The following is a 24,459-nucleotide window of genomic DNA, read 5'->3' on the forward strand; positions in this document are numbered from 1 at the left end:
CTTTTGTCTATCGGGTCAATTTGTCGCGGTGAACACAGCCTTGGCAACACCACAAAACCAATGTGGGAGCGGGCTTGCTCGCGAAAGCGGTGAGTCAGTCGACATCAATATTGACTGTTACACCGCCTTCGCGAGCAAGCTCGCTCCCACATTTGACCGCATTTCACTTCTGGAGAGTGATCAGACGCCCAGGTAATCCAGAATCCCTTCAGCGGCATTACGGCCTTCGAAGATCGCCGTTACCACCAGGTCAGAACCGCGAACCATGTCGCCACCGGCGAAGATTTTCGGGTTGCTGGTCTGGTGCTTGTACTGACCTTGTTCCGGCGCCACGACGCGGCCCTGGCTGTCGGTCTGGATGCTGAACTGCTCGAACCACGACGCCGGGCTTGGACGGAAACCGAACGCGATGACCACGGCATCAGCCGGGATGATTTCTTCGGAACCCGGGATCGGCTCGGGGCTACGGCGGCCACGGGCGTCCGGTTCGCCGAGACGGGTCTCGACCACCTTCACGCCTTCGACACGATCTTCACCCACGATAGCGATCGGCTGGCGGTTGTAGAGGAATTTCACGCCTTCTTCCTTGGCGTTCTTCACCTCTTTGCGCGAGCCCGGCATGTTCGCTTCGTCACGGCGATAGGCACAGGTCACCGACTTGGCGCCCTGACGAATCGAAGTACGGTTGCAGTCCATCGCCGTGTCGCCGCCACCCAGCACCACAACCTTCTTGCCTTTCATGTCGACGAAATCTTCCGGCGACTTTTCAAAGCCCAGGTTGCGGTTGACGTTGGCGATCAGGAAGTCCAGCGCGTCATACACGCCCGGCAGATCTTCACCGGCAAAGCCGCCCTTCATGTAGGTGTAGGTGCCCATGCCCATGAACACGGCATCGTATTCTTCGAGCAATTGCTCGATGGTCACGTCCTTGCCGATTTCGGTGTTCAGGCGGAACTCGATGCCCATGCCGGTGAAGACTTCGCGGCGATTGCTCAGCACGGTCTTTTCCAGCTTGAACTCGGGAATGCCGAAGGTCAGCAAGCCACCGATTTCCGGGTTCTTGTCGAACACCACCGGAGTCACGCCACCACGTACCAGCACGTCGGCACAGCCCAGGCCGGCAGGGCCAGCGCCAATTACCGCAACACGCTTGCCGGTCGGCTTGACCTTGGACATGTCCGGGCGCCAGCCCATGGCGAACGCCGTGTCGGTGATGTACTTCTCCACCGAACCGATGGTCACCGCGCCGAAGCCGTCGTTGAGGGTGCAGGCACCCTCGCACAGACGGTCCTGCGGGCACACCCGGCCGCACACTTCCGGCAGGGTGTTGGTCTGGTGCGACAGCTCGGCGGCCTGGAGGATGTTGCCCTCGGCCACCAGTTTCAGCCAGTTCGGAATGAAGTTGTGCACCGGGCACTTCCATTCGCAATACGGGTTACCGCAACCCAGGCAGCGGTGGGCCTGGTCGGCCGACTGCTGGGGTTTGAACGGTTCGTAGATTTCCACGAACTCTTTCTTGCGTTGACGCAACAGTTTCTTCTTCGGATCCTTGCGCCCGACATCGATGAACTGGAAGTCGTTATTCAGACGTTCAGCCATTGTTAAAACCTCATCAAACTCTTCAGGCGCATATCACTGCGGGTTGGCACGGGTGCTGGAAAGCAACGATTTCAGGTTGGCAGCCTTTGGCTTGACCAGCCAGAAACGGCGCACGTAGTCATCGAGGTTTTCGGCGAGTTCACGACCCCACTCGCTGTCGGTTTCCTCGACGTATTCGTTCAGCACGCGTTGCAGGTGGCTGCGATAGGCTTCCATCGCCTCACCGCTGATCCGCTGGATTTCCACCAGTTCGTGGTTGACCCGGTCAACGAAGGTGTTGTCCTGGTCGAGCACGTAGGCGAAACCGCCGGTCATGCCGGAGCCGAAGTTGTAACCGGTCTTGCCCAACACGCAGACGAAACCACCGGTCATGTACTCGCAGCAGTGATCGCCAGTGCCTTCCACGACAGTGTGAGCACCGGAGTTACGCACCGCGAAACGCTCACCCGCGGTACCGGCGGCGAACAGCTTGCCCCCGGTGGCGCCATACAGGCAGGTGTTGCCGATAATGGCACTGTCCTGAGTCTTGTAAATGCTGCCCTTCGGCGGAACGATGACCAGCTTGCCGCCAGTCATGCCTTTGCCGACATAGTCGTTGGCATCGCCTTCCAGGTACATGTTCAGGCCGCCGGCGTTCCACACACCGAAGCTCTGACCCGCCGTGCCTTTGAAGCGGAAGGTGATCGGCGCGTTGGCCATCCCCTGGTTGCCATGCTTGCGAGCAATTTCACCGGAGATCCGTGCGCCAATGGAACGGTCGCAGTTGCAGATATCCAGAGCGAAATCGGCGCCGCTCATGTCGTTGATGGCCGAAGTGGCCAAGTCGACCATCTTCTCGGCCAGCAGGCCTTTGTCGAACGGCGGGTTGCGGTCGACCTGGCAGAACTGAGGCTTGTCTGCCGGGATGTGATCGCTGCCCAGCAACGGGGTCAGGTCCAGGTGGTTTTGCTTGGCGGTCTGGCCTTCTAGGATTTCCAGCAGATCAGTACGGCCGATCAGCTCTTCGAGGGAGCGCACGCCCAGCTTGGCCAGCCACTCACGGGTTTCTTCGGCGACGTAGGTGAAGAAATTCACCACCATGTCGACGGTACCGATGTAGTGATCCTTGCGCAGCTTCTCGTTCTGAGTCGCGACGCCGGTGGCGCAGTTGTTCAGGTGGCAAATACGCAGGTATTTGCAGCCCAGCGCGATCATTGGCGCGGTGCCGAAGCCGAAGCTTTCAGCGCCAAGGATCGCCGCCTTGATCACATCGAGGCCGGTTTTCAGGCCGCCGTCGGTCTGCACCCGGACCTTGCCGCGCAGGTCGTTACCGCGCAGGGTCTGGTGGGTTTCGGCCAGGCCGAGTTCCCACGGTGCGCCCGCGTATTTGATCGAGGTCAGTGGCGATGCACCGGTGCCGCCGTCGTAGCCGGAAATGGTGATCAAGTCCGCGTAGGCCTTGGCCACACCGGCAGCGATGGTGCCGACGCCGGCTTCTGCAACCAGCTTCACCGAGACCAGTGCCTTCGGGTTGACTTGTTTCAGGTCGAAAATCAGCTGCGACAAATCTTCGATCGAATAGATGTCGTGGTGCGGCGGAGGCGAAATCAGGGTCACGCCCGGCACTGCATAACGCAGCTTGGCGATCAGACCGTTGACCTTGCCGCCCGGCAACTGACCACCTTCGCCCGGCTTCGCGCCCTGAGCGACTTTGATCTGCAGCACTTCAGCGTTAACCAGATATTCCGGGGTCACACCGAAACGGCCAGTGGCGACCTGCTTGATTTTCGAGCTCTTGATGGTGCCGTAGCGCGCAGGGTCTTCGCCGCCTTCGCCGGAGTTCGAACGCGCGCCGAGGCGGTTCATGGCTTCGGCCAGGGCTTCGTGAGCTTCCGGCGACAATGCGCCCAAAGAGATACCTGCGGAGTCGAAGCGCTTGAGCACCGATTCCAGCGGTTCGATCTCGCTGATGTCCAGCGGCGTATCCAGGGTCTTGACCTTGAACAGGTCGCGGATCATCGACACCGGACGGTTGTCCACCAGCGCCGTGTATTCCTTGAACTTGCTGTAGTCGCCCTGCTGCACAGCGGCTTGCAGGGTGCTGACCACGTCCGGGTTGTAGGCGTGATATTCGCCACCGTGGACGAACTTCAGCAGGCCGCCCTGCTGGATCGGCTTGCGCGGGCTCCAGGCTTCGGCCGCCAGGGCTTTCTGCTCGGCTTCGATGTCGACGAAGCGCGCACCCTTGATGCGGCTTGGCACGCCACGGAAGCTCAGTTCGCAGACTTCTTCGGACAGGCCGATGGCTTCGAACAGCTGCGCACCGCGGTACGAGGTGATGGTCGAGATGCCCATCTTCGACAGGATCTTGAGCAGGCCTTTGGTGATGCCTTTGCGGTAGTTCTTGAACACCTCATAGAGGTCGCCCAGCACTTCACCGGTGCGGATCAGGTCGCCCAGCACTTCGTAGGCCAGGAACGGATAGACCGCCGAGGCGCCGAACCCGATCAGCACCGCGAAGTGATGCGGATCGCGAGCGGTAGCGGTTTCCACCAGAATGTTGGAGTCGCAACGCAGGCCTTTTTCGGTCAGGCGGTGGTGCACCGCGCCGGTGGCGAGCGAAGCGTGGATCGGCAACTTGCCCGGGGCGATGTGGCGGTCACTCAGCACGATCTGGGTGCGACCGGCGCGCACGGCCTCTTCAGCCTGATCGGCTACGTTACGCACCGCTGCTTCGAGGCCGACGCTCTCATCGTAGTTGAGGTCGATGATCTGACGCTCGAAGCCTGGGCGATCGAGGTTCATCAGCGAGCGCCATTTGGCCGGGGAAACGACCGGCGAGCTGAGGATCACACGCGAGGCGTGTTCCGGCGACTCCTGGAAGATGTTGCGCTCGGCACCGAGGCAGACTTCCAGCGACATGACGATGGCTTCGCGCAGCGGGTCGATCGGCGGGTTGGTGACCTGCGCGAACTGCTGACGGAAATAGTCGTACGGCGTGCGTACGCGCTGGGACAGCACGGCCATCGGCGTATCGTCGCCCATCGAACCTACGGCTTCGTAGCCTTGCTCGCCGAGCGGACGCAGCACCTGGTCGCGCTCTTCGAACGTAACCTGATACATCTTCATGTACTGCTTGAGCTGATCGACGTCGTAGAACGCCGAACCATGGTCGTTGTCTTCCATGGTCGCCTGGATGCGCAGGGCATTCTTGCGCAGCCATTGCTTGTACGGATGACGGGACTTCAAGCGGTTGTCGATGGCGTCGGTGTCGAGGATCTGACCGGTTTCGGTGTCCACGGCAAAGATCTGGCCCGGCCCTACGCGACCCTTGGCGATCACGTCTTCAGGCTGGTAGTTCCAGACACCGATTTCCGAGGCCAGGGTGATGAAACCGTTCTTGGTGGTGACCCAACGCGCCGGACGCAGACCGTTACGGTCGAGCAGGCACACCGCGTAACGACCGTCAGTCATTACCACGCCAGCCGGGCCGTCCCACGGTTCCATGTGCATCGAGTTGTATTCGTAGAACGCACGCAGATCCGGGTCCATGGTTTCGACGTTCTGCCACGCAGGCGGAATGATCATCCGCACGCCACGGAACAGGTCGATGCCACCGGTGACCATCAACTCGAGCATATTGTCCATGCTGGAGGAGTCGGAGCCTACACGGTTCACCAGCGGGCCGAGTTCTTCCAGATCCATCAGATCATTGGTGAACTTGGTGCGACGGGCCACGGCCCAGTTGCGGTTGCCGGTGATGGTGTTGATCTCGCCGTTGTGGGCGAGGAAGCGGAACGGCTGCGCCAGCGGCCATTTCGGCAGCGTGTTGGTCGAAAAGCGCTGGTGGAACACGCAAATCGAAGTTTGCAGGCGCTGGTCGCTCAGGTCTGGATAGAAGGCGGTCAAATCCGCCGGCATCATCAGGCCTTTATAAATAATGGTCTTGTGGGAAAAGCTGCAGATGTAGTGATCGACGTCGGCGGCGTTGGCTACGGACGAACGACGACGGGCGCTGAACAGCTTGATCGCCATGTCCTGATCACTCAGGCCTTCACCGCCGATGAACACTTGTTCGATCTGTGGCAGGCGCTCGAGGGCCAGGCGGCCGAGGACACTGGTGTCGATCGGCACTTTGCGCCAGCCGACCAGGGTCAGGCCTTCGGCCAGGATCTCGCGGTTCATGTTCTCGCGAGCGGCTTCGGCTTTGACCGGATCCTGGTTGAAGAAGACCATGCCCACGGCATATTGCTTAGGCAATTCGACGCCGAAGGTTTCCTGGGCGATGGCACGCAGGAACACATCCGGCTTTTGAATCAGCAGACCGCAACCGTCACCGGTCTTGCCGTCGGCGTTGATCCCACCGCGGTGGGTCATGCAGGTCAGGGCCTCAATGGCCGTTTGCAAAAGGGTATGACTGGGCTCGCCCTGCATATGGGCTATCAGGCCGAAACCGCAGTTATCCTTGAATTCATCTGGTTGGTACAGACCTGCTTTCATAGACACTTTCTCACCAGGCTGCCTCTTGTCGAGGCAAATTTCTTTTCAATTCAGCCAGTTACCATCCACGCCGAACGTACGCCAGCTTTGCGGGGGCAAAAGGGAGGTCATTGTACACACCGACACAGAGGCTCACAAATTTGACGACGAAATGTCGCAAATCTATGTCGCATTTGTGAAAGGTTTAAAGCGATATGCTGTGCTAGTCAAAACTTTTTTAATTTTGACCGCAACGACTCAAAGACTACTGTGACGCAGACACCACAAGGCACGCGGTCTGTAGAGACGGCATGCGCTTGTAGAAATTTTGAGGTGCTTGGAGAGGCGGCCTGGGTAAGGCCGCCGAATCTTCAGCGAGTTGTTGCCAGTTCCTGTTGGACGCTGGCGACAGTGCGAGGCCAAGGTTTACCAGCCTGAACCTTCGCTGGCAAGGCCTTGATGGCGGTAATGGCTGCATCGCGGTTAGCGAAGCTACCGTAGGTGATGACGTAAAGCGGCTTGCCGTTGAGTACTTTCTTGAAATAACGGTACTCGCCGCCCTGCTCTTTGACGAAGCTTTGCGCGGCCGATTCAGAGCTGGTGCCTAGGATTTGCACCACGTAATTACCCGGCGCCTGGCCTGCGTACCAGCTGCCACCGGCGGCTTTGGCCACGACGACGGGCTTCTCGGCAGGTTTGGCGGCGGCGACCGGCTTGGCGGGCGCTGGAGCCGGTTTGGCAACAGGTGCAGGCGCTGGCTTGGCTGTCGCGACCTGAGTCGGCGCTGGAACCGGTTTGGCGGCAGGCGTTGGCGCAGGGCCCGGCTGGATGCCGGCAGGCGGCGCAGTCGTGGTCACGGTTGGCGGTGTAGCGCTGGAACCTTCGACCGGCACGCCGTCGTCGCCTTCGGTGATACCACCGGCCGCTTCGGCCAACGGGCCACGCATCACCGGCTGCGAGCTGCCGACCAATGGCAACGGCATCGGTTGCGAATTACCGGCAAATTCGACGGATGGAGCGCCACCGCTGTCAGGTTGTGGCGTGCCCTGGCCCAGCGGCAGTTGCGCCTGTTCGTTGGCAGGTGCGCCGGTGGTCGGTGCTTTGCTGCGACCCGGCATCAACCAGGCGGCGGCTACCGCGACCACGACAACGGCGGAAATCGCCAATACGTGTTTCTTCGGCATGTTGAACCCCATACTTGGACGCTTCACCGCTGAGCGGCTGGCAATCATGGCTTCGATCATTGCATCGCGGGCGACCTGGTTGATAGTGCCAGGCCAACCGTCGGAGCTTTCGTGAATATCAGAGATCTGATCCGCGGTGAAAAGTTCGATACCCCGGCCAGCGCCTTCAAGCCGCTGATCCAGATATTCGCGGGTTTCTTCTTCGGTGTAAGGCTGCAATTCGATGACGTGGAAACGCTCTTCCTCGAGGCTCAGCGCGTCAAGCTGAGCGATCAGCGAGGACTCGCCAAACAGGAACACGTGCGGGCGACCTTCCGGCGCACCCGCAGCCAAAGCCAGCAAGGCCTCCAGCGCCGATTCGTCGAGTTGCTCGGCATCATCCACCAGCAAATAGACTTCCTGCCCCGTAAGGGCAAGCTGTACCACTTGGGCCAGGATTGCGCCGATTTCGACCTGCTCGACGTTCAGCGCCTGAGCCACTTGACGCAGCACACCCGCTGCATCGCCGGCGCCACGGGCGGAAACCACCACGCTCTGCACTGACTGTTTGTTGGTGCTGGCCACCAGGGCCTGACGCAACAGGGTTTTGCCGCTGCCTTGAGGGCCAGTGACCACCAGCAACAACTGGCTGTAACGGGCCAGATGATGCAGTTGCCCCAGCACCGGCTTGCGCTGGGCCGGGAAAAATTTGAAGCCAGGCACCCGTGGAGCGAAAGGGTCATGACTTAACTGGTAATGGCCGAGGAAAGCCTCGTCGGCATGCAAACTAGTCATCGGGATCTTATTAACCTTTAAGCTGAGCCAGGGCGCGGTAATCCGCCCCTAACGTGGCCTGTAAAATCTCTTTCGGATAATCGTCGGTCACCACTGCTTCGCCCATGTGGCGCAGCAGCACCAGGCGCAAACGACCGTCGATCACTTTCTTGTCAATTGCCATGTGTTCGAGAAAATCGGCTTCGGTCATCTCTTCCGGCGGAATGACCGGCAGGCCGGCACGCTGGAACAGACGAATACCGCGATCACGCTCCTGTTCGTTGATCCAGCCCAGGCGCGCAGACATTTCCAAAGCCATTACGGTCCCAGCAGCGACTGCTTCACCATGAAGCCAGACACCATAGCCCATATGGGTTTCGATCGCGTGGCCGAAGGTGTGGCCCAGGTTCAACGTGGCACGCACGCCCGTCTCTTTCTCGTCGGCACCGACCACCGCAGCCTTGGCCGCGCAGGAGCGTTCGATGGCGTAAGTCAGGGCGGTCTGGTCCAACGCTCGCAGGCGATCGACGTTTTCTTCGAGCCAGGTCAGGAATGGCTCATCGCAGATCAGCCCGTATTTGATGACTTCCGCCAGCCCCGCGGACAGTTCGCGCGGCGGCAGGGTTTTGAGGGTGGCGGTATCGATCAGCACCACGTTGGGCTGATAGAAGGCGCCGACCATGTTCTTGCCCAGCGGGTGATTGATCCCGGTCTTGCCGCCAACGGAGGAGTCGACTTGCGACAACAATGTGGTCGGTACCTGGATGAAATCCACGCCACGCTGGTAGCAGGCGGCCGCAAAACCGGCCATGTCACCGATCACGCCGCCCCCCAAGGCGATTACCGTGGTGCGGCGATCATGCCGCGCAGTCAGCAGGCCGTCGAAAATCAGTTGCAGGGTTTCCCAGGTCTTGAAGGCTTCGCCGTCGGGCAGCACCACAGAAATCACCGAGAACTGCGCGAGGCGGCGGGTCAGACGCTCGAGGTAGAGCGGCGCGACGGTCTCGTTGGAGATGATCGCTACTTGCCGCCCGCGGATATGCGGGGCCAGTAGCTCAGGCTGATCCAACAAACCTTCGCCAATGTGAATCGGGTAGCTGCGCTCGCCTAGATCGACCTTGAGTGTCTGCATGTGTCCCCACAGTGAAGATGGAATCAGGCATCCTGCCTTGAGTTTACGAATTCCATGGCGTCTGCTGGTGTGACGCCGTTCGGTAGCCAGCCGCCACAACCTTGAGCGGCTGCGACAGGACGCCGAGGATAGCGCATTTCGCGCCGCGCATTAACGGGGAGGTAGTTGCTGCAAGCGGTCGAGGATATCGAGCACCACCATCCGCGGTGGCCGCTCATCGGTTTCCACCACCAGGTCGGCGATCTCCCGATACAGCGGATCACGGATTGCCAGCAAGTCCCGCAGGGTCTTGGCCGGGTCGGCGGTGCGCAACAGCGGCCGATTGCGGTCGCGAGCCGTTCGGCCGACCTGCTGCTCGACAGACGCATGCAGATACACCACCCGCCCACCGGCGTGCAGCGCTCGACGATTGGCTTCGCGCATCACCGCGCCGCCGCCGGTCGCCAACACCACGCCGTCGAACGCGCACAGCTCGGCAATCATCGCCTGCTCGCGGTCACGAAAGCCCGGCTCGCCTTCCTTATCGAAAATCCACGGGATATTGGCGCCCGTGCGCAATTCAATTTCCTTATCGGAATCTTTGAACGGCAGGCGCAGCTCTTTGGCCAGCAACCGGCCGATGGTGCTTTTACCAGCCCCCATCGGTCCAACAAGAATCAAATTTCGCACAGAATCAATGACTCACAGCAATCGCCTGATTGTTCATGATACGCGGAGTGAGAAATACCAGCAGCTCGGATTTTTTCTCCGAAACCACGTCACGCCGGAAAAGGCGGCCAAGATACGGCACATCACCGAGAAATGGCACCTTATCTACAACCTTGCTCTGAGTATTTGAGAAAACCCCACCAATGACGATGGTCTCGCCGTCGTTAACCAACACCTTGGCGTTGACCTCGTTTTTCCTGATCGGCGGTACATCCTGCACTTTGTTCAGGTAGTCCGGTTCGTCCTTGGTGACCTTGACCTCCATGATGATGCGGTTGTCCGGTGTGATCTGCGGGGTCACTTCCAGGGACAGCGAAGCTTCCTTGAACGACACCGAGGTGGCGCCGCTGGAACTGGCTTCCTGATAGGGAATCTCGGTGCCCTTGAGGATTTTCGCGGTTTCCTTGTCGGACGTGACCACCTTGGGCTGCGAAACGATTTCCCCGTTGCCGGTTTTCTCCATGGCCGAAAGTTCAAGGTCCAGCAGCACATTGTCGGTAATGAAGGCGATGCCGATCCCCGAGGTATTGGCAGAAGTCCCCAGATCGACGAACGGCGAGTTGGTACTGGTACTACCCGGCGTGCCAATGGTGGTCGAAGAGCCATTGACCCCGGACGTGTTCCAGTTACCCTTCTGCACCGAACCGCCCCAGCGTACGCCAAGGCTTTTGTCGTAATCGACGTTGGCCTCGACAATGCGCGCCTCAATCATCACCTGACGCACCGGAATATCCAGTTGCGCAACAATGCGCCGCAATTCGTCGAGTCGATCCTGAGTCTGGTAGGCAATGATGTTGTTGGTTCGCTCATCGACGGTGATTGAACCTCGCTCGTCTATTTTCGCCTCGGCGCTGGTCACTGACTGGAACAGCTTGGCGATATCGGCGGCTTTGGCGTAGTTGACCTGCAACAGTTCGCGACGAAGAGGCGCCAGTTCGGAGATCTGCTTCTGCGACTCCAGTTCCTGACGCTCTCGGGCAGCGATTTCATCGGCCGGCGCCACCAGCAGCACATTGCCGATCTTGCGTTTATCCAGGCCTTTGGTTTTCAGCACCAGGTCCAGCGCCTGATCCCATGGCACGTTCTGCAGGCGCAACGTGATGCCGCCCTGCACCGTGTCGCTGGCCACCAGATTGAGGTTGGTGAAATCGGCGATCAGTTGCAGCACCGAGCGCACATCAATGTCCTGAAAATTCAGCGAGAGTTTTTCGCCGGTGTAGGCAAAGCGTTCGGTGTTGCGCTTCTGCAGGTCATCGACAGTCATCGGTCGGATGCTGACGGTCAGTTTGTTGTCGGTCTGATAGGTCGAATAATCGAAGGCGCCGCTAGGCTCGATACTGATAATGGCCCGATCGCCCGTGGCGCTGGCGTTGACGAACTGCACCGGGGTGGCGAAATCCTTGACGTCGAGGCGTACACGCAACCGTTCAGGCAGTTGGGTCTTGGTGAAACCGACGATGATTTTGCCATCGCGTTCCTGGATGTCCGGGGCGATGGACGGATCCGACAGATCAATGACCACATTGCCCTCCCCCTGGGTGCCGCGCTGGAAATCCACGCCCCGGATGGCTTTGCCCACGGGCGCACTGACCCTGGCGGGCGCGGGCGTCGCAGTTGCTGCACGCGGTGCGCTGGCGGCCGGCTTGGGCGCCTTGCTACTGGCCCCTTGCCCGACGACCACGAACAAATTGTTGCCTTCGACGCGAGTGCTGTACGGAGTCAATTGAGTCAAGCTGATGATCAGCCGTGTACGGTCCTTGGCCTCCACGACCGTGGCGCTGCGGGCATTGCCGCCGCCAAGATCCCGATTCTTGTTCGCCAGCTGACTGGTGACCCCCGGCAGGTCCAGCGCAATCCGCGCAGGCTGCTCTGTCGTATAACCATGGGCCTGCGGCGGCGGCCCGTCGAACGACAACTTCAACTCGATACGGTCACCGGGTAGCGCGGCGACATCCAGCGCTTTGAGGTTGGCCGCCAGTACCATCGGCGACAGAAACGCTATCCATAGCGAAATACCGAAGGTTGATAAAATCCTGTTCATTGTTCGAGTTCCACTATGAGTGCTCTTTCAAAGGGATGGTTCGCGGCCGTTCCAGCCAGGCACCTTCGCCATCGGGAACGATTTCGACCACGTCGACTTGCGAACCGCTGATGGCGACGATCCGTCCATCGTTACGCCCCAGGTAATCGCCGACTTTCAGCCGATGCACACCGCCAGCCCCGCGCAACAGCGCAAAGGAACCGGCTGCATTGGAGATGGTGCCGACCATTTCAAATTGCTCGATGTTGAAACCTTCGAGGTACTGCTTGACCCGATTGGGGTCGGGTTTGACATTACGCGAGCCGTGTTTCTGGCCGGCCAGATCGACTCTTGCCTGGCGGGAGAACGGGCTACGCAGATTGGCAGCGTTGTAGGTGAATGTCGGGGAAGACTGGAATGTCGGCGTGGGTTCAATCTTGCCGGGTGCACGCAGGCGCACTTCGTTCAGGTAGGCGTCCAGGTCGCTGAAATCACTGTCGCCATCACAACCGGCCAGGATAACCAGACACATAACCATCGACAGGCAACGAATCGGGCTCATTTCTGCAACCCCTTGTCGTTGTAGCGATAGGTCTTGGCAAGGATGCTCATGCGCAACTTCGGACCGCCATCAGGATTGGCCGGCGCCAGGTCGAAGTCATGCAGAGTGACGATCCGCGGCAGCCCGGCCACGCCGCTGACGAAAGTAGCCAGGTCGTGATAAGCGCCGGTGACGGTGATCCGGATAGGGAGCTCGATATAGAACTGCTGGGTGGCCTCCGGGAGCAGCTTGATTTCTTCGAACTCCAAGCCGCTGCCCAGGCCGGTGCGGGTGATGTCCTCCAGCAGACCGGGTACTTCGGTGTCGCTGGGCAATTGCCGTAATAGCATGCCGAAGGAGTTCTCCATTTCCTTCATCTGCTGGGTATACAGCTCCAGATTCGCCGCCATATGGGCTTTGGTCGCGAATTGCTCCCTGAGCGTCGACTCTTCCTCGCGCCTGAGTTCCAAGTGGTTTTGCAGGTCGCTTATCAAAAAGCTGTAGCCCAGGGCCAGCACCAGAACCATCAGCAGGACACTCGCCAGGACCTTGATCGCCGGCGGCCAGGAACCGATGTTATTGGTGTCCAGATCGTTGATGTCGATCTGACGCAACCCTTCGAGCCATTCGGACGGCTTCATTTGGCGCCCCCCACAACTGCGGGCTGAGTCTGACGAACGGTCAACTGAAAAACATTGGCCTGATCCAGCTGACCGGCGGTGGTCGCTTTGACTTCCGTGAGGTTGGGCGCATCGAACCAGTCGGAAGCATCAAGATTGCGCATCAGATCCGAAACACGATTATTGGACTCCGCCGCACCGGTGATGGACAACGTCTTGCCGACCATTTTCACTTCGGTGAAATAAACACCGTCCGGCAAAGTACGCGCCAATTGATCGAAAATCCTCCCGCTGATCGGCCGATTCCCTTGCAGGTCCTGAATAATGCGCATGCGCTCGACGAGTTGCTGTCGACGGGCCTTCAGGTCGCTGATCTGTTTAATCCGCTCGTCGACCACGGCAATCTGCTTGCTGATGTAATCGTTTCGAGCGACTTGCCGGTTAATGGCGTTGTTAATGACCTGGTCCGCGATCAGTAGCGCGCCCACCGCCCCCACCAGCACACCGACCAACGCCAGCAAAAAGCGTTTGCGACGCCCTTCGCGCAACTCTTCACGCCAGGGTAAAAGATTGATCCGCGCCATCAGTCGAAACTCCTGAGGGCCAGCCCGCAGGCAATCATCAATGCCGGAGCATCGCTCGCCAAGGCACCGGCATTGACCTTGCTGCTCAGGGTCATGTTGGAGAATGGATTGGCGACCTGGGTCGGCGTACCCAGTCGCTGCTCGATCAACCGATCCAGCCCGGGGACCGAGGCGGTACCGCCGGCCAGGAGGATGTGATCGACCGAGTTGTACTGGCCGGAGGCAAAGAAAAACTGCAATGAACGCGACACCTGCTGAACCAACGCATCACGAAACGGCTGCAAGACCTCGCTGACATAATCGTCCGGCAAACCGCCCTGCTTCTTCGCCAGCCCCGCCTGCTCGACCGTCAGGCCATAACGGCGCTGGATCTCTTCTGTCAGTTGACGGCCGCCGAACAATTGTTCGCGGGTGTAGATGATCCGCCCGTTATACAGCACGCTCAGGGTGGTCATGGTGGCGCCGATATCGACCACCGCCACGGTCAGACGCTCCTGAGAAACGGCCAGTTGGGTTGCCAGCAGGCCGAACGATCGCTCCAGGGCATAGGCTTCGACGTCAACCACGCGCGCAGTCAGCCCGGCCAGAGCCAGGGCCGCTTCACGGACCTCGACGTTTTCCTTGCGACACGCCGCCAGCAGCACATTGACCCGCTCGGGGTTGCGCGCCGACACGCCTTGCACTTCGAAATCGATCGCCACTTCGTCCAGTGGATAAGGAATGTACTGATCGGCCTCGATCTTCAGCTGGTTTTCCATCTCGTCGTCGGAAAGTCCGGCGTCCATCTCGATGGTCTTGGTGATCACCGCCGATCCGGCCACCGCCACGGCAACGTTCCTGAGGCTGGTTTTGGCCTTGGACAGCACCCGCGCAAGAGCCTGCCCCACACCTTCGAGCTCGGCGATATTTTTCTCGACCACGGCGCTGGCAGGCAGCGGTTCGACCGCATAGGCCTCGACCCGGTACCGGTCGCCTTGGCGACTTAGCTCCAGTAGCTTCACCGACGTGGAGCTGATGTCGATCCCCAGAAGCGTATTGGCTTTTTTATTGAAGAGTCCTAGCACTACCAATTCCCTATGACTATCCGTGAGTTACGGACTCTGTAATATCCATTGCGTTCAATACCCTCCGTCTTGACAGAAGCGCAAATGACGCCCCCGACGGAAAAATGCTTATAATGCTGAGCGTTTTTTCCGCTTTCACTGCAAGCGCGGGTCATTTTCTGTATAGCCTGAACCCCTGATGCCTAATTCATTTTTTACCCTGGATATCCAAAAGCCTTGATTCGTCTGCTGAAATTTTTCGGTTGGTCCATCGTCGCCGTTTTCTGCGGACTGCTCCTGGGTCTGAGCGGCGCTTTTCTTTACCTTAGCCCCGGATTGCCGTCCGTGGAGGCGCTGAGAAGTATTCAGTTGCAGATTCCTTTGCGGGTGTACAGCAGCGATAACAAGTTGATCGCAGAATTTGGCGAAATGCGCCGCACTCCGATCCGTTTCGCCGACATTCCCCCCAATTTCATCAATGCGTTACTAAGTGCTGAAGACGACAATTTCGCCAACCACTACGGCGTCGATCCCAGCAGCCTGATGCGTGCCGCCACTCAATTGGTAAAGAGCGGACACATTCAGTCCGGCGGCAGCACCATCACCATGCAGGTGGCGAAGAACTTCTTCCTGACCAGCGAGCGCAGCTTCTCGCGCAAGACCACCGAAATTCTCCTGGCCCTGCAGATCGAACGGCAGTTGACCAAGGACGAGATCCTTGAGCTGTACGTCAACAAGATCTATCTGGGCAACCGCGCCTACGGCATCGAAGCAGCGGCGCAGGTTTATTACGGCAAGTCGATTCGTGACGTCAGCCTGGCGCAGATGGCGATGATCGCCGGCCTGCCAAAAGCCCCGTCGCGCTTCAACCCGCTGGCCAACCCGACCCGCAGCAAGGAGCGTCGCGACTGGATCCTCGGGCGCATGTACAAGCTCGGCAAGATCACCGAAGCCGACTACACCGCTGCGATCAATGAGCCGCTGAACGCCAGCTACCATGTGCCGACCCCGGAAGTGAACGCACCGTACGTCGCCGAAATGGCCCGCGCCGAGATGGTCGGCCGCTATGGCAGCGATGCGTACACCGAAGGTTTTCGTGTCACCACCACAGTCCCGAGCAATTTGCAGGAGATGGCCAACACCGCGGTTCACGAAGGCTTGATGACCTACGACCAACGGCACGGTTATCGCGGCCCCGAGTCACGCCTGCCGGGCAAAACCCGAGAGGCCTGGACTCAGGAGTTGACCAAACAGCGGATCATCAGCGGCCTGGAACCGGCGATCGTGACCCAGGTCGACAAGAACGGCGTGCAGGTGCTGACTCGCACAGGCACCGGCGAAGAGCACGTCGCCTGGGACACCATGAAGTGGGCTCGCCCGTTCCTGAACACCAACAGCATGGGCGCCAATCCGAAGCAGCCGTCGGATGTCGCGCAGGTCGGCGATCTGATTCGCGTGCAGCGTCAGCCAGACAGTTCGCTCAAATTCAGCCAGATTCCGCAGGCCCAGGGCGCACTGGTGTCCCTCGACCCGCAAAACGGTGCCATTCGTTCGCTGGTCGGTGGTTTCGCCTTCGAGCAGAGCAACTATAACCGCGCCATGCAGGCCAAGCGTCAGCCGGGTTCGAGCTTCAAGCCGTTCGTCTACAGCGCCGCCCTGGACAACGGCTACACCGCCGCCAGCCTGGTGAACGACGCCCCGATCGTGTTCGTTGACGAATACCTGGACAAGGTCTGGCGCCCGAAGAACGATACCAACACCTTCCTCGGCCCGATCCGCATGCGTGAAGCGCTCTACAAGTCGCGCAACCTGGTATCGATCCGCCTGCTGCAAGCGCTGGGGGTCGACCGCACCATCGACTACATCAGCAAGTTCGGCTTCAACAAGCAGGACCTGCCGCGCAACCTGTCCCTGGCCTTGGGTACCGCGACCCTGACGCCAATGGAAATCGCCACCGGCTGGGCCACCTTCGCCAACGGCGGCTACAAGATCACCCCGTACATCATCGACAAGATCGAAAGCCGCAACGGCGACACGCTATTCGTTGCCAACCCGCCGAGTGTTCCGAAAGGCGCCGTAGCCAGCGATGGCATCGCCGTGCCGGCCTCCGACACCTTCACGGTCAACGCCACCCCAGGCGAAGCACCAAGCGCCCAGCCAGCGCTACAAACACCGGCTGTGGCCGAGCGCATCGTCGATGGGCGCACCACTTACATCCTCAACAGCATGCTTGAGGACGTGATCAAACTCGGCACCGGCCGCCGTGCGCTGGCTCTGGGTCGCAGCGACATCGCGGGCAAGACCGGCACCACCAACGAGTCCAAGGACGCTTGGTTCTCCGGCTACAACGCCGATTACGTGACCACCGTCTGGACCGGCTTCGACCAACCGGAAAGCCTGGGCAAACGCGAGTTCGGTGGCACCGTTGCCTTGCCGATCTGGATGAACTACATGGCGGCGGCCCTTAAAGACAAACCGCCCCACACCCAAGCGGAACCCGAAGGCATTCTCAGCCTGCGCGTCGACCCGATCAGCGGCCGTGCAGCCAGCCCAAGTACGCCAGGCGCCTACTTCGAACTGTTCAAGGCCGAAGACACACCACCGTCGGTTAACGAGCTGAGTAACGGCAATGTGCCGGGCAGCCCGCTGCCTGCGGATGAGGCAGCACCGATCGATTTGTTCTGATCGCGCTGCAACACCTAAAAGCCCCGCCCTCGAAAGAAGTGCGGGGCTTTTTATTGCCTGCGGGTTATGCGCTGAATGAGCCGCCCCCTTCGCGGGCAAGCCCGCTCCCACAAGGTTCTGTGGCGCTATCAGAGGCTGTGAATCACCGCGATCCCTGTGGGAGCGGGCTTGCCCGCGAAGAGGCCTATTTAGACGATGCAAAACCCCCAGATACAAAAAAGCCCCGGCTCACTCTGAGCCGGGGCTTTTGGTTGAAGCGTTACAACGGCTTAGCCGTTGAACACGTCATCCACGCTTTTCAGCGGGTAGTTCTTCGGATACGGCAGGGTCGCCACACCGGTCTCGATCGCAGCCTTGGCCACGGCATCGGAGATCAGGGTGATCAGACGGGCATCCATTGGTTTCGGAATGATGTACTCACGACCGAACTCCAGCTTGATGCCGCCGTAGGCGTCGCACACTTCCTGAGGCACTGGCAGCTTGGCCAGTTCACGCAGGGCGTTGGCGGCAGCCACTTTCATTTCTTCGTTAATGCGCTTGGCGCGAACGTCCAGGGCACCACGGAAGATGAACGGGAAGCCCAGTACGTTGTTGACCTGGTTCGGGTAGTCCGAACGGCCGGTGGCCATGATCACGTCGTTACGGGTGGCGTGAGCCAGTTCCGGGGAGATTTCCGGATCCGGGTTCGAGCACGCGAACACGATCGGGTTGGCCGCCATGGATTTCAGGCCTTCAGCACTCAGCAGGTTCGGGCCGGACAGACCAACGAACACGTCAGCGCCTTCCAGCGCGTCAGCCAGGGTGCGCTTCTCGGTCGCGTGAGCGAACACAGCCTTGTACTGGTTCAGGTCGTCACGGCCGGAGTGGATCACGCCGGTACGGTCAACCATGTAGATGTTTTCGATATTGGCGCCCATGCTCACCAGCAATTTCATGCAGGAGATGGCGGCCGCACCGGCGCCCAGGCAGACGATCTTGGCGTCAGCCAGGGTTTTGCCAGCGATTTCCAGGGCGTTGATCATACCGGCCGCAGTAACGATTGCGGTGCCATGCTGGTCATCGTGGAATACCGGAATGTCGCACTGCTCGATCAGAGCGCGTTCGATCTCAAAGCACTCAGGTGCCTTGATGTCTTCCAGGTTGATGCCACCGAAGGTAATGGAGATACGCTTGACGGTGTCGATGAAGGCTTGCGGGCTTTCGGAGTCGACTTCGATGTCGAACACGTCGATGCCGGCGAAGCGCTTGAACAGCACGCCCTTGCCTTCCATGACCGGCTTGGAAGCCAATGGGCCGAGGTTACCCAGGCCGAGAATCGCGGTGCCATCGGAAATGACTGCAACCAGGTTGCCCTTGCCGGTGTATTTGTAGGCCAGTTCAGGATCGCGGGCGATTTCGCGTACTGGTTCGGCTACGCCGGGGCTGTAGGCCAGCGACAGATCGCGGGCGGTAGCGGTGGCCTTGGTGAGCTCGACACTCAGCTTCCCTGGACGGGGATGGGCATGATATTCGAGAGCGGCAGTTTTCAGATCAGACATAGGGGCATTCCGCTTTTTACTGTTGGACAGACGGACCGCCGAGGATACTCGCCTCGCAAAGTCCTCACAAGACTGACCAGTCACCCCTGTCAAGCGCCCGGCCCTACGACTTTGGGCCAAGAGCCACGGAACACAAGGGATAGACTGTTCACAATAAACGAAAAAAATGTCTACAATTTTTTCTTACGGTGCCGCCTGCAACATCGCCGGATCGGTCAGCGGCAGCAGCCAGCGCGCCTGCCCCGGTTTCAACCCTCCGCGGCGCGAACGATCCACCACCCAGCCACGAGCCTCGATTTGCTTGCCTTTGAGCTTTTCAAGCGATGCGACATCGAATTGGTCCAGCATATTGGGTGCAACCCGCAATACAACCGAATCCTGCAACTCGATCCAAACCCCGCCGCGATTGCGCTGAACCTTGCTCACACGACCGCTGAGCATGGCGAAGCCGGATGCGCTGATCTGCTCCGCTTTCAGTACAGGTGATTGTCGCCACAGCCCGAGACCGGCCCGACGAGCACTGCGTTCGGCCGCTTGCTGGCAGGCGACCAAATCGACATTCGGCGCCACCGCCACCTGAAAACCGAGGCCCTCGGCGAGCATCTGCGCTTCGAGGTTGGCACCATCGAGGCCATAGACATGGGCCAGGGTCCGGCCGTAATGGTCTTTGCTTTCTTTACCCGGCAGCAAACCGACCTGCCCGTCGCTGGCGGCCACCAGCGCTTCAAGGCGCTTGCGCGCAGCGACGGCGAACGGTTCGTCGGAACGCCCCTGCTTGCCCAACTCCGGCGTATTCAAACCGATCATGCGCACGCTGCGACCATCACGCAGACGCAAGGTGTCACCATCTACCACCCGCTGCACTGCGACCGACGTCAGCCCGCTCGGCGCCGGGCAGAAGGCCTGGGCACCGGAAAGCCAAATCGCGGACACAAAAAAGGCGCCCGCGAGGGACGCCTTTTTTATCAGCAAGGAAAAGCCCATCGGGCCCTTCAACCTTACTCTGCAGCAGCTGGAGCTTTCTTGCCGAAAGCGCCGAAACGGTCTGCGAAGCGCTGTACACGGCCGCCAGTATCCAGAGTCTTCTGCTTACCGGTGTAGAACGGGTGGCATTCGTTGCATACGTCGATCGCCAGAGGCTTGGCCAGGTTCGAACGAGTTTCGAACTTGTTGCCACAGCTGCAGGTAACTGCGGTGATTTCGTATGTTGGATGGATATCGGCTTTCATGATGTATTCCTCAGGCTAGCGTGCCGCCACTCAACACCATTGTTGAATACCGCACGTAATTAGGCCGCGGATTCTACCAGACAATGGTATTCACGCAAGCTGTCGCTTAAACCAGTCGTCTGCTAGGCTCCCGGCCTTCTTCATCGCCCTCTCATCGAGAAAACAATCGCGTGCCCAACGCCATTTTGCGCCTCGCCCTGCCTTCGCCCCTGCGCCGCCTGTTCGATTACCGTGCCCCGGCCGGAGTCCTGCGCGCCCAGTTGCACCCGGGAATGCGGTTGCGGGTGCCGTTCGGTCGGCGGGAGATGATCGGGATTCTGGTGGAGGTCACCGACACCAGCGAAGTACCGGCAGAAAAACTCAAACCCGCCCTGGCGCTGCTCGACGCCACGCCGCCGCTGCCGCCCGCACTGTTCAAGTTGTGCCTATGGACTTCCCAGTATTACCAGCACAGCCTCGGCGACACCTTGAGCTGGGCACTGCCGGTACTGTTGCGACAAGGCGAACTGGCCGAAGCACGCCAGGAACGCTTCTGGTCCGCCGCGCCCGGCGCCAGCCTCGATGATCCGCGCATCGCCCGCGCCCCGCGACAACGTGAAGCACTGGCGACTCTGGCCCAACACCCCCACGGCGTCGCTCATCAACTGCTGAGCAAATTGATGCTGAGCAAGGACAGCCTCGATCTGTTGCTGGCCAAGGATCTGGTGCAGGTAGACATCCGCAGGCACGCGCCCGGTGTGCGCCACGAACACTGGCTGGCGCAACCGGAATTGCCGCTCAACCCGGAGCAACGCGCCGCTTACGAGGCGATTCGCGCCGGATTCGACAGTTATCACGCGTTCCTGCTGGCCGGCGTCACCGGCAGCGGCAAGACCGAAGTCTATTTGCAGTTGATCCGCGAAACCCTCGAGGCCGGCAAGCAAGCCCTGGTGCTGATCCCGGAAATCAACCTCGGCCCGCAAACCCTGGCCCGATTCGAGCAGCGCTTCAATGCGCGCATCGCGCTGATCCACTCCGCAGTCAATGACCGCGAACGCCTGGAAGCCTGGCTGGCGGCGCGGGATGGCGAGGCCGACATTATTATCGGCACCCGTTCGGCACTGTTCACGCCGATGAAGAACCCCGGCCTGATCATCATTGATGAAGAGCACGACGGCTCTTATAAACAGCAGGAAGGCCTGCGCTATCACGCCCGCGACCTGGCACTGGTCCGCGCCCGGCAGGAAAACATCCCGATTGTCCTCGGATCCGCCACACCCTCACTGGAAAGCCTGCAAAACGCCTACACCGGTCGTTACGGCCTCTTACGCCTGAATGAGCGGGCCGGCGGCGCCAAGCAACCGCGCTTCCTGCGCCTGGACGTGAAAAGTCGTCCGCTGGACAGCGGCATTTCCGGGCCGATGCAGCAAGCTATCGGTCAGACCCTGGCCGCAGGCCAACAAGTATTGGTGTTCCTCAACCGCCGTGGTTTTGCGCCCACCTTGCTGTGTCACGACTGCGGCTGGATGTCTGAATGCCAGCGCTGCGACGCGCGAATGACCGTGCACCAGCGCTCTGGCGAACTGCGCTGCCACCATTGCGGCTACGTCGAACGAGTGCCCCGGCATTGCCCGAAGTGCGGCAAGGTCGATTTGCGGCCCGTGGGCGCCGGTACCGAGCGCGCTGAAGAACGCCTGGGAATTTTGTTTCCGGACGTCCCGGTGCTGCGGGTCGACCGCGACAGCACTTCACGCAAAGACGCGATGAGTCAACTGTTCGCCACCATTCAGAAAGGCCAGCCATGCATTCTGGTCGGCACACAGATGCTTGCCAAAGGGCATCACTTTCCTCGGGTAACCCTGGTGTCGATTCTCGATGCCGACGGCGGACTGTTCTCCGGTGACTTCCGCGCCAGCGAACGCATGGCGCAGTTGATCGTCCAGGTCGCCGGGCGCGCGGGGCGAGCCGAAGAGCCGGGTAAAGTGATTATCCAGACGCACCTGGCGGACCATCCACTGCTGGTGCAACTCACCGAACAGGGCTATTTCGCCTTCGCCGAACAGGCGTTGAGCGAACGCCGTTCCGCAGGGCTTCCACCGTTTGCGCACCTCGCGCTGCTGCGGGCCGAGGCGCATAAACCGGGGCAGGCCGAAGGTTTTCTCGATGAGGCGTGCAGCGAGGCCGAGCGTTTGCTGGCCGAGCAGAATCTGACCGGGATTGAGTTGCTGGGGCCGGTGCCGGCGCCGATGGAACGCCGGGCCGGACGCTACCGCGCACAGTTGTTGTTGCAGGCCACGGCCCGGGCGCCGTTGCATCGGTTGTTGAGCAGTTGGTTGCTGGTTTTGGAGCAGATGCCGAGTGGGCGGGCGGTGCGTTGGTCGCTGGATGTGGATCCGGTCGATTTGTATTGAATTCAAGATCGCTATCGCGGGCAAGCCCGGCTCTCACAGGGATCTGCGTTGTTCACATGCTCTACGTCATACCACTTACCCTGTGGGAGCGGGCTTGCCCGCGAAGGCGGCCGAATTGTCACCACATATCCATAACCTGCCCGCTATAGTTGGCAAGCCCGTCTTCGCAACGGATAATGCCCAGTTTTTCCACCAGCGCATCGAAGCGCCGCCGCGCTTGCGGCCGAAAGAGCAGACCATGAAAGACACCATTCGCCAGCTGATCCAACAAGCCATCACCCAACTCGTCAACGAAGGTGTGTTGCCTGAAGGCCTGTCGCCGGCGATCCAGGTGGAAAACTCTCGCGACAAGAAAAACGGCGACTTCGCCAGCAACATCGCCATGATGCTGGCCAAGCCTGCGGGCATGAAACCCCGCGACCTGGCCGAGAAAATCATCGCCGCGCTGCCGGCTGACGAGAATGTCTCCAAAGCCGAAATCGCCGGCCCTGGTTTCCTGAACTTCTTCCAGAACACTCAAGCCTTGGCGACCCGCCTGGACGCGGCGTTGGCCGACGACCACATCGGCGTGCGCAAAGCCGGCCCGGTGCAGCGCACCGTGGTAGACCTGTCGGCCCCGAACCTGGCCAAAGAAATGCACGTCGGCCATTTGCGTTCGACCATCATCGGCGACGGCGTGGCGCGGGTTCTGGAATTCCTCGGCGACGAAGTGATCCGCCAGAACCACGTTGGCGACTGGGGCACCCAGTTCGGCATGCTGATGGCTTATCTGCAGGAAAACCCGATCACCAGCGATGAGCTGTCGGACCTGGAAAACTTCTACCGCGCCGCCAAGCAACGCTTCGACGAGTCCGAAGAATTCGCTGATCGCGCCCGTGGCCTGGTGGTCAAGCTGCAAGCCGGCGACCCGGATTGCCTGGCGCTGTGGACCAAGTTCAAAGACATCTCGCTGTCCCATTGCCAGAAAATCTACGAACTGCTGAACGTCAAACTGACCATGGCCGACGTGATGGGTGAAAGCGCCTATAACGACGACCTGATCAACGTGGTCAACGACCTCAAGGCCGCTGGCCTGCTAGTCGAAAGCAACGGCGCCCAGTGCGTGTTCCTCGACGAATTCAAAAACGCCGACGGCGACCCGCTGCCGGTGATCATCGTCAAGGCTGACGGCGGCTACCTCTACGCCACCACCGACCTGGCGGCCGTGCGCTACCGCAGCGGCGTGCTGAAAGCTGATCGCGCGTTGTACTTCGTCGACCAACGCCAGGCCCTGCACTTCCAGCAAGTGTTCCAGGTCGCGCGCCTGGCCGGCTTCGTGACGCACCCGATGGAAATGGAACACATGGGCTTCGGCACCATGAACGGCGCCGACGGCCGTCCGTTCAAGACCCGTGACGGCGGCACCGTGAAGCTGATCGACCTGCTGACCGAAGCCCAGGAACGCGCCTACACCCTGGTGAAAGAGAAGAACCCGGAACTGGCTGAAGACGAGTTGCGCAACATCGCCAAGGTCGTGGGCATCGGCGCGGTGAAATACGCCGACCTGTCCAAACACCGCACCAGCGACTACAGCTTCAACTTCGACCTGATGCTGAACTTCGAAGGCAACACCGCGCCGTATCTGCTGTACGCCTACACCCGTGTGGCCGGTGTGTTCCGCAAGCTTGGCAAGGACTTCAGCGAAGTCGAAGGGCAGATCGTCCTCGAAGCCGCGCACGAACATGAGCTGGCGGCGAAACTGGCGCAGTTCGGTGAAATCCTGAATAACGTGTCCGACAAAGGCACGCCGCATATCCTCTGCACCTACCTGTACGATGTCGCCGGCCTGTTCTCCAGCTTCTACGAGAACTGCCCGATCCTCGGTGCCGACACCCCGGCGCAAATGCAGAGCCGCCTGCGCCTTGCCGCGCTGACTGGCCGCACTCTCAAGCAAGGCCTGGAACTCTTGGGTCTGGAAACTCTGGAGCGTATGTAA

At 60.2% G+C, this 24,459-nt stretch carries 16 protein-coding genes; 3 read left to right on the forward strand and 13 right to left on the reverse strand.

The window, feature by feature from the left end:
* Positions 1–180 precede the first annotated feature (180 nt).
* The 10 genes from PSH65_RS29650 to PSH65_RS29695 form a co-directional block, all read right to left on the reverse strand.
* Complete coding sequence (locus PSH65_RS29650) at positions 181–1,599, reverse strand: FAD-dependent oxidoreductase (protein WP_048396075.1); 1,419 nt, start codon at positions 1,597–1,599, stop codon at positions 181–183.
* 33 nt (positions 1,600–1,632) lie between these two features.
* The gene (gltB, locus tag PSH65_RS29655) at positions 1,633–6,078 is read right to left on the reverse strand and encodes a glutamate synthase large subunit (RefSeq protein WP_305424040.1); all 4,446 of its coding nucleotides are present in this window, start codon (positions 6,076–6,078) and stop codon (positions 1,633–1,635) included.
* 350 nt (positions 6,079–6,428) lie between these two features.
* Positions 6,429–8,015: an SPOR domain-containing protein gene (locus tag PSH65_RS29660; protein WP_305424042.1), complete on the reverse strand. Its 1,587-nt coding sequence runs from the start codon at positions 8,013–8,015 to the stop codon at positions 6,429–6,431.
* A gap of 10 nt (positions 8,016–8,025) precedes the next feature.
* Complete coding sequence (aroB, locus tag PSH65_RS29665; protein WP_305424044.1) at positions 8,026–9,126, reverse strand: 3-dehydroquinate synthase; 1,101 nt, start codon at positions 9,124–9,126, stop codon at positions 8,026–8,028.
* Positions 9,127–9,276: 150 nt separating this feature from the next.
* Complete coding sequence (gene aroK, locus PSH65_RS29670) at positions 9,277–9,795, reverse strand: shikimate kinase AroK (protein ID WP_201121330.1); 519 nt, start codon at positions 9,793–9,795, stop codon at positions 9,277–9,279.
* A gap of 4 nt (positions 9,796–9,799) precedes the next feature.
* Complete coding sequence (gene pilQ, locus PSH65_RS29675) at positions 9,800–11,875, reverse strand: type IV pilus secretin PilQ (RefSeq protein ID WP_305424047.1); 2,076 nt, start codon at positions 11,873–11,875, stop codon at positions 9,800–9,802.
* Between the two features lie 13 nt (positions 11,876–11,888).
* Complete coding sequence (locus PSH65_RS29680) at positions 11,889–12,416, reverse strand: pilus assembly protein PilP (protein ID WP_305424049.1); 528 nt, start codon at positions 12,414–12,416, stop codon at positions 11,889–11,891.
* A complete protein-coding gene (gene pilO / locus PSH65_RS29685) occupies positions 12,413–13,036 on the reverse strand; it encodes a type 4a pilus biogenesis protein PilO (protein WP_305424050.1) in 624 nt (207 codons plus the stop codon). The genes PSH65_RS29680 and pilO overlap by 4 nt, the downstream gene beginning before the upstream one ends.
* Positions 13,033–13,599 (reverse strand): PilN domain-containing protein, encoded by a 567-nt coding sequence (locus tag PSH65_RS29690; RefSeq protein ID WP_305424051.1) that lies wholly within the window; start codon positions 13,597–13,599, stop codon positions 13,033–13,035. Before PSH65_RS29690 ends, pilO begins: the two co-directional genes overlap by 4 nt.
* Positions 13,599–14,663, reverse strand: a complete 1,065-nt coding sequence (locus tag PSH65_RS29695; RefSeq protein WP_305424053.1) for a pilus assembly protein PilM — start codon at positions 14,661–14,663, stop codon at positions 13,599–13,601. The genes PSH65_RS29690 and PSH65_RS29695 overlap by 1 nt, the downstream gene beginning before the upstream one ends.
* 219 nt (positions 14,664–14,882) lie before the next feature.
* Here PSH65_RS29695 and PSH65_RS29700 point away from each other — a divergent pair, with 219 nt between their 5' ends.
* Positions 14,883–17,327: a penicillin-binding protein 1A gene (locus PSH65_RS29700; protein WP_370694724.1), complete on the forward strand. Its 2,445-nt coding sequence runs from the start codon at positions 14,883–14,885 to the stop codon at positions 17,325–17,327.
* Between the two features lie 269 nt (positions 17,328–17,596).
* Here the strand turns inward: PSH65_RS29700 and PSH65_RS29705 are convergent, their stop codons facing one another.
* The 3 genes from PSH65_RS29705 to rpmE form a co-directional block, all read right to left on the reverse strand.
* Positions 17,597–18,865: a malic enzyme-like NAD(P)-binding protein gene (locus PSH65_RS29705; RefSeq protein ID WP_007899225.1), complete on the reverse strand. Its 1,269-nt coding sequence runs from the start codon at positions 18,863–18,865 to the stop codon at positions 17,597–17,599.
* A 183-nt stretch (positions 18,866–19,048) separates the two neighbouring features.
* The gene (locus tag PSH65_RS29710; protein ID WP_305424056.1) at positions 19,049–19,849 is read right to left on the reverse strand and encodes a thermonuclease family protein; all 801 of its coding nucleotides are present in this window, start codon (positions 19,847–19,849) and stop codon (positions 19,049–19,051) included.
* A 14-nt stretch (positions 19,850–19,863) separates the two neighbouring features.
* Positions 19,864–20,094, reverse strand: coding sequence for a 50S ribosomal protein L31 (gene rpmE, locus PSH65_RS29715; RefSeq protein WP_007899231.1), 231 nt, complete (start codon positions 20,092–20,094; stop codon positions 19,864–19,866).
* Positions 20,095–20,264: 170 nt separating this feature from the next.
* On the opposite strand from rpmE, the gene PSH65_RS29720 reads away from it, so the two are divergent.
* Both PSH65_RS29720 and argS read left to right on the forward strand, forming a co-directional pair.
* Positions 20,265–22,484, forward strand: a complete 2,220-nt coding sequence (locus PSH65_RS29720) for a primosomal protein N' (protein WP_305424057.1) — start codon at positions 20,265–20,267, stop codon at positions 22,482–22,484.
* A gap of 238 nt (positions 22,485–22,722) precedes the next feature.
* Positions 22,723–24,459, forward strand: coding sequence for an arginine--tRNA ligase (argS, locus tag PSH65_RS29725; RefSeq protein ID WP_038978603.1), 1,737 nt, complete (start codon positions 22,723–22,725; stop codon positions 24,457–24,459).

This window comes from Pseudomonas sp. FP603 (genome assembly GCF_030687415.1).
Taxonomy (GTDB): domain Bacteria; phylum Pseudomonadota; class Gammaproteobacteria; order Pseudomonadales; family Pseudomonadaceae; genus Aquipseudomonas; species Aquipseudomonas wuhanensis.